At 45.8% G+C, this 13,322-nt stretch carries 11 protein-coding genes and 1 rRNA gene; 1 reads left to right on the top strand and 11 read right to left on the bottom strand.

The genetic code is table 11. The annotated features are described in order from the left end of the window. The first annotated feature begins 287 nt into the window (after positions 1-287). Positions 288-1,166: a homocysteine S-methyltransferase family protein gene (locus LKD46_RS04695; RefSeq protein WP_022426289.1), complete on the top strand. Its 879-nt coding sequence runs from the start codon at positions 288-290 to the stop codon at positions 1,164-1,166. Positions 1,167-1,322: 156 nt separating this feature from the next. On the opposite strand, the gene ptsP is transcribed toward LKD46_RS04695, so the two are convergent. The 11 genes from ptsP to LKD46_RS04640 all read right to left on the bottom strand — a co-directional run. Beyond that, entirely contained in the window at positions 1,323-2,975 is a 1,653-nt protein-coding gene (ptsP, locus tag LKD46_RS04690) for a phosphoenolpyruvate--protein phosphotransferase (protein WP_022426290.1), read from the bottom strand. 29 nt (positions 2,976-3,004) lie between these two features. Further along, the gene (locus LKD46_RS04685) at positions 3,005-4,045 is read right to left on the bottom strand and encodes a polyamine ABC transporter substrate-binding protein (RefSeq protein WP_110102094.1); all 1,041 of its coding nucleotides are present in this window, start codon (positions 4,043-4,045) and stop codon (positions 3,005-3,007) included. A gap of 31 nt (positions 4,046-4,076) precedes the next feature. Then, positions 4,077-5,930 carry an extracellular solute-binding protein gene (locus LKD46_RS04680; protein ID WP_110102095.1) on the bottom strand — a complete coding sequence of 618 codons (1,854 nt, stop codon included), beginning with the start codon at positions 5,928-5,930 and terminating at the stop codon, positions 4,077-4,079. 12 nt (positions 5,931-5,942) lie between these two features. Next, entirely contained in the window at positions 5,943-6,761 is an 819-nt protein-coding gene (locus LKD46_RS04675) for an ABC transporter permease (RefSeq protein ID WP_015525682.1), read from the bottom strand. After that, complete coding sequence (potA, locus tag LKD46_RS04670; RefSeq protein WP_015525681.1) at positions 6,761-7,807, bottom strand: spermidine/putrescine ABC transporter ATP-binding protein; 1,047 nt, start codon at positions 7,805-7,807, stop codon at positions 6,761-6,763. Before potA ends, LKD46_RS04675 begins: the two co-directional genes overlap by 1 nt. After that, a complete protein-coding gene (locus LKD46_RS04665) occupies positions 7,797-8,591 on the bottom strand; it encodes an ABC transporter permease (RefSeq protein WP_022426292.1) in 795 nt (264 codons plus the stop codon). The genes potA and LKD46_RS04665 overlap by 11 nt, the downstream gene beginning before the upstream one ends. Beyond that, positions 8,588-9,442 (bottom strand): ABC transporter permease, encoded by an 855-nt coding sequence (locus LKD46_RS04660; protein ID WP_110102097.1) that lies wholly within the window; start codon positions 9,440-9,442, stop codon positions 8,588-8,590. Before LKD46_RS04660 ends, LKD46_RS04665 begins: the two co-directional genes overlap by 4 nt. Further along, positions 9,435-10,697: an ABC transporter ATP-binding protein gene (locus LKD46_RS04655; protein WP_110102099.1), complete on the bottom strand. Its 1,263-nt coding sequence runs from the start codon at positions 10,695-10,697 to the stop codon at positions 9,435-9,437. The genes LKD46_RS04660 and LKD46_RS04655 overlap by 8 nt, the downstream gene beginning before the upstream one ends. A gap of 62 nt (positions 10,698-10,759) precedes the next feature. After that, a complete protein-coding gene (locus LKD46_RS04650) occupies positions 10,760-12,070 on the bottom strand; it encodes an amidohydrolase (RefSeq protein ID WP_110102101.1) in 1,311 nt (436 codons plus the stop codon). Positions 12,071-12,111: 41 nt separating this feature from the next. Continuing rightward, entirely contained in the window at positions 12,112-12,939 is an 828-nt protein-coding gene (locus tag LKD46_RS04645) for an HAD family hydrolase (protein ID WP_110102102.1), read from the bottom strand. A 205-nt stretch (positions 12,940-13,144) separates the two neighbouring features. After that, a 23S ribosomal RNA gene (locus LKD46_RS04640) occupies positions 13,145-13,322 on the bottom strand; the annotation flags it as partial.

Here is a 13,322-nt window from a genome sequence, read left to right as displayed (position 1 = left end):
CCTTTACCTTTTTGTTCTATCTGATGACAGTCTTGCCCTTTGGGCATGTCTATAGGTTATTATACAATCCCATTTTCTAATACGCAAGTTCTTTATTCGACAGAAAAGCCGTTAAATATGTACAATTTGCCTAATTTTTATTATTTTTTATTCCCCGGCCCAGAAACAGGATAGATTATTTTTATTCCCTGTGTTAAAATAAACCCACGGCAATGAGTGCAGCGGTTACAGGAGGAGCCTTATTTTTTGCCAACCGTGATTGGCTGCCATAAGGAGGATATAAACATATGACAAAACAGGAATTTCAGAAACTGACCGAAGATCATGTCCTGCTGCTGGATGGTGCTACCGGCTCCAACCTGATGAAGGCCGGCATGCCGCGTGGTGTCTGCACAGAGAGCTGGGTGCTTGAGCACAAGGATGTGATCCAGTCTCTGCAGAAGGCATACATCGAGGCGGGAAGCCATATCATCTATGCACCTACCTTCGGAGGAAACCGCATTAACCTCACTATGCACGGACTGGAGGATCAGATTGAACAGATCAATCATACCCTGGCAGGCTATTCAAAGGAGATCGCACCGGAGGGTGTTTTCGTAGCAGGTGATATCACCACCACAGGCAAGATGATGGCACCGGCCGGTGACATGACTTACGAAAAAGCCTTCGAAGTCTATCAGGAACAGATCGGCTATCTCCGTGATGCAGGTGTGGACCTGATCGTAGCGGAAACCATGATCAATATCGAGGAGACACTGGCTGCTGTAGACGCCTGCCAGAGTGTCTGCGAGCTTCCTATCATCTGTACCGTGACTGTAGAAGCAGACGGAAGTATCTTCAGCGGCGGAAATGCCATAGAGGCTGCCATGTCCCTGGAAGCTGCAGGTGCAGACGCTGTCGGCATCAACTGCTCGGTTGGCCCGGATCAGCTGGTATCGGTTATCCGCAATATCAAGGAGAACGTTTCCATTCCGGTCATTGCCAAACCCAATGCGGGAATGCCCCAGATCGATGATCTTGGAAATGCAGTTTACAGCATGACCCCTGCGGATTTTGCAGGTTATATGAAGGTGCTGGTGGACAACGGTGCTTCCGTGATCGGCGGATGCTGTGGTACCACACCGGAGTTTATTTCGGAAACCGCCCAGGTGCTTGGACTTCGATAACTTTAACCGGAACAGATATGCTTCCACGCACTGCTTCAATTTAGAACAGCAATAAGCCGTGAGTGAAAGATTCCGTCAAAAAATTCCTGAGGATCCTATGTGAGATATCAACAGATATCAACATAGAAATTCTCAGGATTTTTATTTTTCCGGATATTATTTCTCTTTTACTGCTTCTTCCGGCCGGTTTGCCTCATCCGCATAGGAGCTGCGGATCGCTTTTCGCACTGGAAGTACACAGGCAGGAACAACGGAAAGGCCGTCCACTCCCATCTGGATAAAAGCTTCTGTAAGATTGGAATCTGCTGCCAGCTCTCCGCATATGTAAACTTCACATCCTGACTTATGTCCTGCCTCTGTTACCATGCGGATCATCTTTACAAGCGCCGGATGATGATCATTGTATTTATCCTTCAAAAGAAGATTCTGCCGGTCCATAGCCAGGGTATACTGGGTCAGGTCATTGGTTCCTAGGCTCAGAAAATCCACACGTTTTCCAAGTTCTTCACTGATCATGACCGCTGCCGGTGTCTCGATCATAATTCCGGTACGGATGTTTTTGTAAGGAATGTTCTTCTCATCCAGGCCCTTTTTTACCTCACGGATCAGCTTCTCGATCTCATCCAGCTCATCCTCGGACGTGATCATCGGATACATCAGGTTGATATTTCCATAGGCACTTGCACGGTAAATAGCCCGAAGCTGCGCTTTGAACATTTTTTTGCGATCAAGGCAGAGGCGGATGCCGCGGTTTCCCATCATAGGATTGACCTCATCAGGAATTGCCATATATTCTGCCTGACGGTCTGCCCCCAGGTCCACGGTACGGATCACTGCCGGACGTTCATCCATATCCTCGGCTACTTTTTTATAGGCACGGAACAGCTCATTCTCTCTTGGATAATTCTCTCTTCCGAGATACTGGAATTCACTTCGAAGAAGGCCGATACCTGCTGCTCCGTAATAAAGAACCGTATTCAGATCATCCAGATTTCCGATGTTTGCCAGAAGCTTGATCTCCTTGCCATCGGCTGTGATATCCTTCTGGTTCCGAAGTCTCAAAAGTTCTTCCCGCTCTTCCTTATCTGCTGCATGACGGATCTCATATTCCTTAAGAAGCTCCGGCTCCGGATCGATATACAGTGTTCCTGTATACCCATCTACAATAGCCATATGGCCATCCCATTCTTTCTGTATCTCCACCTCGACCAGGGTGGGGACTTCCATGGATTTTGCCATGATCGATACATGGGAAATAACAGACCCCTGATGCATGACTACCGCCAGAAGACTGGCTTTGTTCATCTCCAGAAGTTCATTGGGGGAAAGCTGCTCTGCTGCAAGGATCACCGGCTCATCTCCCAGATTGATCCGTGCATGGGAGCCACCCATGGCGCCGATCAGCAGCTCGGAAATCTCCCTGATATTTTCGATCTGTTCTTTGACAGCCTCGTCCTCCAGCTTGCGGAACACATTTGCAAGCTCATCCCTGGTTGTCTGGACTGCGTAAGCTGCACTGACCTTTTCTGTCGTGATCATGCTTTCCACGGCCCGCTGGAAGCTTCCGCCACTTAAGAGCTTCAGCTGACGTTTCAAGGTCAGCTCCTGCTCTTTGGGGAGGGGTGCTCCGTTTTTATACATATGCTGGATCTGGTTCTTTACCGCTGTTCTTGCATTATCCAGACGATCCAGCTCCTTTTTTACATTGTCTACCATGGACTGACGGATCTGATATTCGCCTCTGTGGTAATACAGTATTTTTCCAATGGCTATTCCGGAAAAAGCGGATGTGCCTTTGTATATCTCCACCTGAAAAACCCCCTTACTGGTCCGTCTGCTTAATCGCAGGCAGCTTTAAACTCTGTCCAGATCTTATTGTATTCCTGCTCTGCTTCCTGGCTTACATTCTGTACGATCTCACCCTTTGTCACGCTGTCCGGAACAACCAGGCTCTCGTCTACCAGATCATCTGCTGCCTTGTTTGTATTGTAGTATCCGATATAGTTGATGCACTGTGCAGATACTTCCGGCTCCAGGATATAATTGATAAATTCATTGGCAGCCTTCGCATTCGGTGCTTCACTTGGCACAAACATTCCCATAATACCAAATCCAAGACCTTCCTCCGGATAAACCACCTTAAGATCCGGATTATCCTTCAGCGCCTGTGTTACCTGTGATGTATAAAGAAATGCCACACTTGCCTCTCCGTTGAGAAGGGCATTCTGTGTATTGTCATCCTGGATCATACGAATGTTCGGTGCCAGCTCTTTCAGCTTCTCACCTGTCTTGTCGATCACGGCTACATCTTCTTCGTTCATGCTCTCTCCCATGGAAAGCTGTGTGATGCCACAGATCACGCGGTAATTACCTACGATGGCAATGCTGTCCTCCAGAGACTTATCCCAGAGATCCTTGTATCCTTTAATGTCGATATCTACCTGCTCCGGATCATAAACGATCAGTGGGATTCCTGCTCCGTAAGGTACTGTATATTCGTCATCCGGATCATAAAACTGTCCCTGATAAAGGGGGTTGATGTTCTTAAAATTGGAAACGGTATCCTTGTCGATCTTCTGGACAAGTCCCTCTTTTACCGCGCTGTCGATAATGTAATCATCTGCAATTACCACATCGTAATCGCCGCCCTTTGCCTGGGAAAGCTTCTCAAGCATGGTCTCATCGGTATCAAAGTTGGAATATACCACCTTGGTCCCTGTTTCTTTTTCAAAATCATCCAGCACTTCCTGTGGAAACATTCCGTCCCATGTATAAAGTACCAGTTCATCCTTATCCTTTGCACTGACACTGACACCTGTTATCATAGATGTTCCAAGTACCGCACATAACATGATCGCTGCTGCTTTTTTTACTTTCATAGAACCTCCTTCATGTCTCTCTGACGTCTTGTTATTTTGCTTTTACCTTTGTCCAAAGCTCTGCGAATTTCTGCTTGATCTTTGGCTTCTGGTATCCGAAGATCTCATTCTTTGGATTGTCGATCTGCGGAATATAGGAAGAAATTCCCTCATAAGTTCCGTTCTTCATCTCCTCGAATGCACTCTTTACAGTAGAAGTATATCCTACTTCTTCGGTATTGGAAAGAGCATTTTCATCATCCAGCATAAAATTGATGAACTCATGAGCCAGATCTACTTCATTGCAGTCCTTGGTGATGACCATGGCATCATACCAGGTATTGGTTCCCTGCTGCGGAGTATAATAGCCAAGCTCCGGATTTTCGCTGATAATATAGGAAGCATCTCCGGAATAAACAACCGCCATTGCCTTGTTTCCTGAGATCATGTTGTCGATCACATCATCACCTGCATAGATCGGATCCATGGTATCTCTCTGCCGGATCAGCCACTCATAAGCCTGCTGGATCTCATCAAGATTTTTTGTGTTCATGGAATACCCCAGCGCCTTCAGGGCGATCATAAAGGAATCCCTTTCGGAATCATACATATAAAGATCTCCCTTATATTTTTCATCGCAGAGAATATTCCAGCCCTCTTTGTCAAGATCCTCCTGAGAGACTACATTCTTATTATAAAGGATTCCTACAGTTCCCCAGAAATACGGACAGGAATAACGATTTCCCGGATCATAGTCCTTATTCTGTACCTCGGGAAGAAGATTTTTGCTGTTTGGGATTTTTTTCCAGTCAAGGGCCTGAAGATATTCCTCCTTGATCAGTCTTTCGATCATATAATCTGACGGAACCAGAACATCGTAGGTTTCACCACTGGCCAGCTTGGTGTACATCATCTCATTGGACTCGAAGGTTTCATATACAACAGTACAGTTATACTGCTTCTCAAATTTGTCCAGAAGACTCAGGTCCATATATTCTCCGGCATTATATACACGAAGCACGTGGTTTCCCTGGCTTACAATCGTCCACTTTCCCAATACCAGAACAACCGCAGCAGCTGTGACAACCGCAACGATCCTTCTTTTTTTCGGATCCATTTTTTTCACGGTGGAGGCCTGAAGCTTCGGCATGATCAGATTTGCAAAAAGAAGCACCAGTACAATGACCACGATCACAATAGTAGAAAGGGCGTTGATGGTGGGATTGATGCGCTTTGTCATATTATATACAACAATGGATATATTTTTTACTCCGTTTCCGGAAACAAAGTAGGAAATTACGAAATCGTCAAAGGACATGGTAAAGGCCAGGAGCGCTCCCGCAAAAATCCCTTCTTTGATCATGGGCACGATAACCTTGGTAAGTGCCTGATATGGCGTTGCACCAAGATCCATGGCTGCATTGGCAAGGTTCGGATCCAGGCTTCGTACCTTCGGATATACACTGGTGATCACATAGGGCGTACAGAATGCGATATGTGCCAGCAGCATGGTCAGATAGCCTTTCGTCATTCCCAGCGAAGAAAACAGCAGCATCAGACCAATCGCGGTTACGATCTCCGGATTCAGAATTGGAAAGTTATTGATGGTAAGGACCATCTCCTTCAGCACCTTTCTGGATTTTGAAAGTCCGATGGCTGTGATGGTTCCCAGCACTGTGGAAATAACAGTTGCCAGAATTGCCACTGTGACCGAAACATAAACTGCCTTACTGATCTCCATGTTGTTTATCAGCTCTCCGTACCAGCGCAGGGAAAATCCTGTAAATCTGGTCAGGGACTTGGATGAGTTAAAGGAAAAGATCATGGTCACAAGGATCGGCAGGTAAAAAAATGCCAGACACAGCACTACATATAATTTTGAAAATATGGTATTTTTTCTTTTCATCTCCTGCCTCCTTTAATCGTCCTGAGTATCCATCTTCTTCATCAGGCTCATAAAGATCAGAATGATCACTGCCAGGATCAGAGAGATGGCACTTCCGAAGTTCCAGTCACCTACAGAAATAAACTGTGACTCGATGAGATTACCGATCAGCATGTACTGGCCGCCGCCGAGAAGCTTCGGAATAACGAAGGTTGATATGGACAGAAGGAATACCATCATGATACCATTGACCACACCTGGCATGGAAAGCTTCCAGGTGATCCTCCAGAAGGTCTGGAAGGGATTGGCACCAAGGTCGTTGGCCGCTTCGATCAGTGACTTGTCCATTTTACTTAAGGATGTATGGATCGGAATGATCATAAAGGGCATAAAGTTACAGACAAGGCCCACGATAACGGAAAAATCTGTATACATCATGGTGATCGGTGAGATTCCCAGCATTTTCAGAAGGTTGTTCACCAGACCATTGTCAGAAAGAATGTTCATCCATGCATAGGTACGGAGAAGCATGTTGATCCACATGGGAATGGTGACCATAAGGATCAGAAAGCTCTGCACCTTTTCGGAATATTTGGAAATAATGTATGCCAGCGGATATCCGCAGACCAGGCAGATTAGTGTGGTCAGGATACCCAGGCGGAAGGATTTCAGGATAACACTTAAATATGTAGCTTCCAGAAATTTTGCAAAATTCGCCCATGTAAAATGCAGGGTCAGAACTTCATTTCCATCTGAGGTAAATGCATAAAGCACGATCAGGATCAATGGTACCACGATCAGGATCGAAGCCCAGATGATATACGGCTTGATCAGATGCTTGAACTGTTTCATTAGTATCCTCCCATTCTGCACATAACATGGATATCCTCAGGACCAAACTTCAGTCCCACTTCACGTCCCACTTCTGCATAATCGGTAGTATGCACCATGTATGTGCGAAGCTCCGTCTCGACCAGGATCTCATAATGCACGCCCTTGAACGTAATGTTCCGTACAGTTCCTCTGATCTTGGCCTGATCCGGTTCCACAATATCCAGATCCTCCGGGCGGAGAACAACCTCAATGGCTTCGTTGTCCTCAAATCCCTTGTCTACACATTCAAAACGGAAGCCATCAAACTCCACAAGGAAATCCCTGATCATCGTTCCTTCTATAATATTGGACTCTCCGATAAAGCCGGCAACAAAACGGTTCTCCGGCTCATTATAGATATCTGTCGGGCTGCCGATCTGCTGGATCTCACCGTTGTTCATGACTACTACCGTATCAGACATGGAAAGTGCCTCCTCCTGGTCATGGGTAACATAGATAAAGGTGATTCCTACCTCTCTCTGGATCTTTTTCAGCTCGATCTGCATCTGCTTACGGATCTTGGCATCCAGTGCGCCGAGTGGCTCATCCAGCAGAAGAACCTTCGGCTCATTGACAAGAGCTCTGGCAATGGCAACTCGCTGCTGCTGTCCACCAGAAAGAAGTGTAACATCTCTTTTTTCGAAGCCTTCCAGCCCTACCATTTTCAGCATTCTTTTTACCTTCTGCTCAATAACAGATTTATCTACCTTTTTCAGATTCAGGCCGAAACCGATATTGTCCATAACATTGAGATGCGGAAACAATGCATATTTCTGGAATACCGTGTTGATCTCTCTTTTATATGGAGGCAGCTTGGAGATCTCAATTCCGTTAAACAGTACCTCTCCGCCGCTTGGCTCCTCAAAGCCGGCAATGATCCTTAAGGTTGTTGTCTTTCCACAGCCGCTGGGTCCCAGAAGCGTAAGGAATTCGTTTTCGTGAATGTCCAGATTAATGCCCCGGAGCACCTGCTGGTCATCAAAGTTTTTTGTGAGATTTTTTAACTCGATCAGTTTATTGCTCATCTTTTATATTCCCCTTCCCGCGTTTTCCTGCGATCAGATATACTGCCAGTACCAGAAGGATCACTCCCAGCATTATGGTACAAAGTGCATTGATCTCCGGCGTAACGCCTGTTTTCATCTGTGTGTAAACTTTTATCGGCAGCGTGGATACACGTGGCCCGGTTACAAAAATACTGATCACCACATCGTCCATGGACATGGCAAAGGCCAGCAGAGAACCGGATATAACAGCCGGCATGATCAGCGGCAGGGTAATGTCCCAGAAGGCCCGAAAGGAACCGGCACCAAGATCTCTGGCTGCCTCTTCCAGGGACGGATCCATTCCCACAAGCCTTGCTTTTACCTCCATCAAAATATAGGGCACGCAGAAAACCGTGTGTCCGATCAGAAGTGTCAGCATTCCAAATGGCAGGTTCAGCATATAGAAAAATGCCATCAGTACCATTCCCAGAATGATTTCCGGGATCATCAGAGGCAGGATGGAAATATACTCCATCACCCCTTTTGTTTTCCAGTGGATCCTGGAAAGTCCTACAGCCCCCAGTGTTCCGATCACTGCAGATACCCCACAGCTGGACACCGCCAGGATCAAACTGTTTTTCAATGCCTGGATCAGATCCCTGTCCTGAAACAGTTCCTGATACCATTTCAGGGAAAATCCGGTAAAGCGCACCGGAAGTCTTGCTTCATTAAACGAAAATACCACTACCACACCAATGGGCAGATACATAAGGAAAAACAGGATTCCCAGGTACAGTCCTGAAAGCTTTGAGTTCTTTTTCATCCGATTCCCTCCAGTTCCTTCACATTGGTAAGCTTCCGATATAATACGATCATCAGAGTTGTCAGTATCATCAGTACCACAGCCAGTGCTGCGGCAAAGGGCCAGTTATTGCCTCTTGTCATCTGCTCCTGGATCAGACTTCCCACAAGTACGATCTTGTTTCCGCCCAGGATATCCGCAATAAAAAACAGACCCATAGACGGAATAAAGGTAAGTATCACTCCGGAAAGAAGTCCCGGCAAAGTCAGCTTAAAGGTGACGCTCCAGAAAGCCTTCCATCTGCTGGCTCCAAGGTCTCTGGCAGCTTCCACAAGGGACCAGTCCAGCTTTTCCGCACTGGAATATACGGACAGTGCCATAAACGGCAGCAATACATAGATCATACCGATCACGATCGCAGGATAGCTGTACAGGATTTTTAAGGGCTCCTGGATGATGCCAAGCTTCATCAGCAGATAATTCAGAAGGCCCTTTTTCTGGAGAATGATGATCCAGCCATAAAGACGGATCAGGGAATTCACCCAGAAAGGCAGCATCAGGAAAAGCATGGCCAGCTTCTTTTTGCCCTCGGAAAGCTTTGCCATAAAGTATCCGAATGGGTAGCCCACCAGACAAATGATCAAAGTGCTGGTGAGCGCAAGGCGGAAGGATCCCGTAAAGGTCTGCAGGTATACAGGCTCCAGGATCTGCTTGTAATTATCCAGAGTAAATTTCCAGTTCACGCCGTAGCCGCCGTCTGCTGTGGAAAAGCTCAGTGCAGCTACATACAGAAGAGGCAGTGCGACGAAGATCAGTGTAAAAAGATACAGCGGCAGGATCATCCATACGGAGCCTGCTCTGTGCTTACGCATGAGTACCTCCTACACAGGGACCTGACTGATCCGGCAATACTTCTTCTGATCTTTCTTCCCGATCTACCAGCACTGCATCTGTAGGAAGAAAACAGCAGCGCACCTTTTCTCCTACACTGACATTTGTATCAATGCCGTAACGGCTTGCCACGATTTCCTGACCTTCCGAAATTTTCAAAACAACACGGAGCTGGCCGCCGGCGAAGGTTTTTTCAATGACTTCGGCGGTTAAGCCATCGCAGCTGTCCTCTGTGTGTTTTTCTGCGGGCTCCTGTACACTCTTTTGTGTGTTTTCTGATGTGCAATTCGGCGTGCTTTGTTGTGCATTTTTTTTATTTTCCTCAAACCGGATATTTTCGCTTCTTACTGCGATGGTAACCTTTTCTCCTTTTTGCGGAAAAAATCCTCTGTCAGATGTAGCTGCGGTGTCCATTGATACTTTTACTTTTCCGGCATCAGTTCTTACGGTGATCTGAGCGGAAGTACCGTCAATCTCCTCTTCCGCAATGCTTTCCACAATACCGGTCAGGATATTGGCATTTCCAACAAAGGTTGCCACATAGCTGGTCTTCGGATGATTATAGATCTCATCCGGCGTCCCAATCTGCTCAAAGCGACCGTGGTTCATCACAGCAATCGTATCAGACATGTTGATGGCTTCTTCCTGATCGTGAGTGATATAGATAAAGGTGATCCCCAGCTTCTTCTGCAGGCGCTTCAGCTCGTGCTGCATGGCACGCCTCAGCTGCAGATCCAGTGCACCAAGGGGTTCGTCCAGAAGAAGTACCTCCGGATTGTTCACAAGTGCTCTGGCTATGGCCACACGCTGGCGCTGACCGCCGGAAAGCTCTGACGGCTTACGCCTCTCAAAGCCCGGAAGCTGAACAAGCTCCAGCATTTCTTTGACTCTTCTGCTGATCTCCGCTTTCGATGTTTTTTTCAATTTCAGCCCATATCCAATGTTATCTGCTACATTCATATGGGGAAAAAGTGCATAATTCTGGAACACTGTGTTCACATTGCGCTGATTCGGTTCCAGGGATGTCACATCCTTTCCATCCAGAAAAACCTGGCCGGAATCTGGCTGTTCCAGGCCTGCAATGATCCGCAGTGTAGTGGTTTTTCCACAGCCGGAAGACCCCAGCAGAGTGACAAATTCTCCTTTTTTTGCTGTAAGACAGATGCTTTCCAGGACGTCCTCACCTTCCTGGAAGCTCTTTTTTATGTTTTTCAATTCTAATGAAATTTCGGACATTTAGTTCTCCTTCTGTTTGCTATGATATCCGCCCCCTGCATGGGATTTTCTGATTCGGTTAACTACTCATTTTCATGAAAATTATCTCGTATATACTGACAATAAGTTTCTTTATTAAATACAGGTTTAAATTCCTGACAGATTTTTTTTGCTTCTTTTGCCTGATCACAGAGAAGACGATACGTAGTCAGTGCCAGAAGCTTGGCTGGTTTGATATATGCCAGTTCTTCATCCATGATCTTAAAATCTGCTCCGTGAAGTTTTCCCGCAAATCCTCCAAATGTAAAATTCAGCACTGGAAACAGATGGGTCAGGTCTCCTACGTCGGTACAGGCGTTGTTAAAATCTGCCGGCTTTGAACATCGGTATGAAGCATCCAGAAGCTTTACGGATTCTTCCATCACTTTATCCGCACCTCTGTGCAAGATCGGCATATATCCCTGAAGCGGTTCTCTTTCGATCGTACCACCGAATGCATAGGCAGCTCCGTCATAGGCACGGTCCATTTTTTCCTGTGTTGCCCGGATCGCATCCAGAGACGCTGCACGGACTTTTGTTTCGATCACCGCTTCGTCTGGAACTGCATTGATCACATCTCCGGCTTTTCGGATCACGTTGTGAAGACGCACATGGTCTTCCTCCCGGAACGTTTCCCGCATCAGTCCCATCATCTGAATGGCACTGGAAGTAATACTTAATGCATTGACACCATCCCATGGATCAATGGCTGCATGTGCGGCTTTTCCTCTTACTGTCACTCGTTCTGCGGAAAATCCATTGCAGGCCGCATTCCCCAGGTAAAAATCTTCTTCTACCGGCATCATGTGCACATGTGTGGTCAAAATAATGTCTGAATGATCAAATTCTCCAAGCCGGATCAGTTCGCTTTTTCCGGATGCAGGAAAGCCGATTCCCTCTTTCCGAAGCCATGCACGTTTATCTGCATCAATGTATTCTTCCGCCGGAACGGCAAAAAAAGATACGGACCCAGACAGAGAGGCTTGAACCTCCTCATTGGTCAGTGCCAATGCTGCGCCGATCATGGCTGCAATCTGTGCGTGGTGTCCGCATGCATGTGCTGTCCCGTTGGCGGGATCAGCCATCGGATGCGACTTACATCCGATGGCGTCAAGTTCTCCGATAATCGTAATGTTCGGTCCGTCCTGTTCCATCCACTCAGCGCGGACTCCTGTGCGTGCAAGTCCTCCATGCACACGAAGTCCCAGGCCACGCAAAAAAGCCGCTACGTGTGCGGCTGTTCTCTCCTCATAAAACCCTGGTTCCGGATGACTCTGGATATCCTTCGCAAAGGCTATGATCTCATCTCTGTGTTCATCTATAGTCTGAATGATCTTTTCTTCAATATGATTCATGTCTTATAACCTCCATTTTCCGCAGGTTAAGCTATATGATATCATAAAACAGTTGATTTGGAAATAGATATTTTCTGGAGATATTTCGCTACTCCGTCGTTTTCATTGGAACCGATGATCCCGGTTGCCACAGCTTTCAGTTCACTCACTGCATTTTCCACTGCATAGGCTTCATCCGCTATTTTAAACATATCAATATCATTTTTTCCATCACCAAAAACAACTAATCTGTCACATTCCAGTTTTTGTTTTAGCTGCAAAGCAGCCTGCGCTTTGGATGCTTTTTGTGGCATGATCTCCAGCCACTGTTCTCCTGTGTAGATGCCCTTCTGATAAACAACATGATATTTATTTTTATATTTATGATAAAATGGTTCCAGCTTCTCCGGATTATCAATGCAGGTGATATAAAAAAGATCTCCATACATCAGTTCAGATTCTGTAGTTACAATATTCGTGCGTTTGTCGCCCTTCCGGCTGTTTAAAAATGTCTGCATTCCACTTGTTGCCTTTGCCGCTATATAAGAAAACTTTTCAACATTATCCTGATATGAATATATGATCGGATATATTTCGTGTGCAAAAAGATCCCTCAATACCTCATATATATCCTCTTCAAAATAATTGGCAATGAGAATTTCCTCTGTTATATTATCTTTCACAAATGCCCCATTGTATATAATAAGAGGAAAGTGTGTGTTAAGGCCTTCTGTTACTTTTTTTGCCGTATTTAAGGAACGAGCTGTTGCATAGGAAAATAACATGCCTGAAGAAGTTAAAGCATTGATTGTTTTTATTGTATATGAAGATAAAGTTTCATTTTTTCGTAAAAGAGTTCCGTCGAGATCTGATACATATAGTGTTTTCATAAATAAATCCTTTCGTTTTACTATGGACTGTAGATAGGGAAACTTTTTTCAGTTGACAGGGAAATTGATGATAAAATATTTCTTTATTATAGCACAAAAAAAGTGGCTGTTTAAGCCACTTTTTTACGATTGTATATTCAAAACTACATACATGTTCTGTTGATGATCGTTAATCTTTTTTGAATCAATTCTTAACCTGCGTTTCTTGGTCAAGCCCTCACCCGATTAGTAACAGTCAGCTCCATGTGTTACCACACTTCCACCTCTGCCCTATCTACCTCGTCGTCTTCAAGGGGGTTTACTTCATAAGAATGGGATATCTCATCTTGAGGGGGGCTTCACGCTTAGATGCCTTCAGCGTTTATCCCTTCCGGACTTGGCTA

It is taken from the genome of Blautia fusiformis (assembly GCF_020686995.1).
In the GTDB taxonomy this organism is placed as follows: Bacteria; Bacillota; Clostridia; order Lachnospirales; family Lachnospiraceae; genus Blautia_A; species Blautia_A fusiformis.
This window is presented reverse-complemented; position numbering and strand designations above follow the sequence as displayed.

Bases quoted from the DNA above. Each gene is read 5' to 3' on its own strand.
- LKD46_RS04660 (WP_110102097.1), bottom strand. From the start codon at position 9,442: ATGCGTAAGCACAGAGCAGGCTCCGTATGGATGATCCTGCCGCTGTAT.
- LKD46_RS04645 (WP_110102102.1), bottom strand. From the start codon at position 12,939: ATGAAAACACTATATGTATCAGATCTCGACGGAACTCTTTTACGAAAA.
- potA (WP_015525681.1), bottom strand. From the start codon at position 7,807: ATGAGCAATAAACTGATCGAGTTAAAAAATCTCACAAAAAACTTTGAT.
- LKD46_RS04665 (WP_022426292.1), bottom strand. From the start codon at position 8,591: ATGAAAAAGAACTCAAAGCTTTCAGGACTGTACCTGGGAATCCTGTTT.
- LKD46_RS04685 (WP_110102094.1), bottom strand. From the start codon at position 4,045: ATGAAAGTAAAAAAAGCAGCAGCGATCATGTTATGTGCGGTACTTGGA.
- LKD46_RS04680 (WP_110102095.1), bottom strand. From the start codon at position 5,930: ATGAAAAGAAAAAATACCATATTTTCAAAATTATATGTAGTGCTGTGT.
- LKD46_RS04650 (WP_110102101.1), bottom strand. From the start codon at position 12,070: ATGAATCATATTGAAGAAAAGATCATTCAGACTATAGATGAACACAGA.
- LKD46_RS04675 (WP_015525682.1), bottom strand. From the start codon at position 6,761: ATGAAACAGTTCAAGCATCTGATCAAGCCGTATATCATCTGGGCTTCG.
- LKD46_RS04655 (WP_110102099.1), bottom strand. From the start codon at position 10,697: ATGTCCGAAATTTCATTAGAATTGAAAAACATAAAAAAGAGCTTCCAG.
- LKD46_RS04695 (WP_022426289.1), top strand. From the start codon at position 288: ATGACAAAACAGGAATTTCAGAAACTGACCGAAGATCATGTCCTGCTG.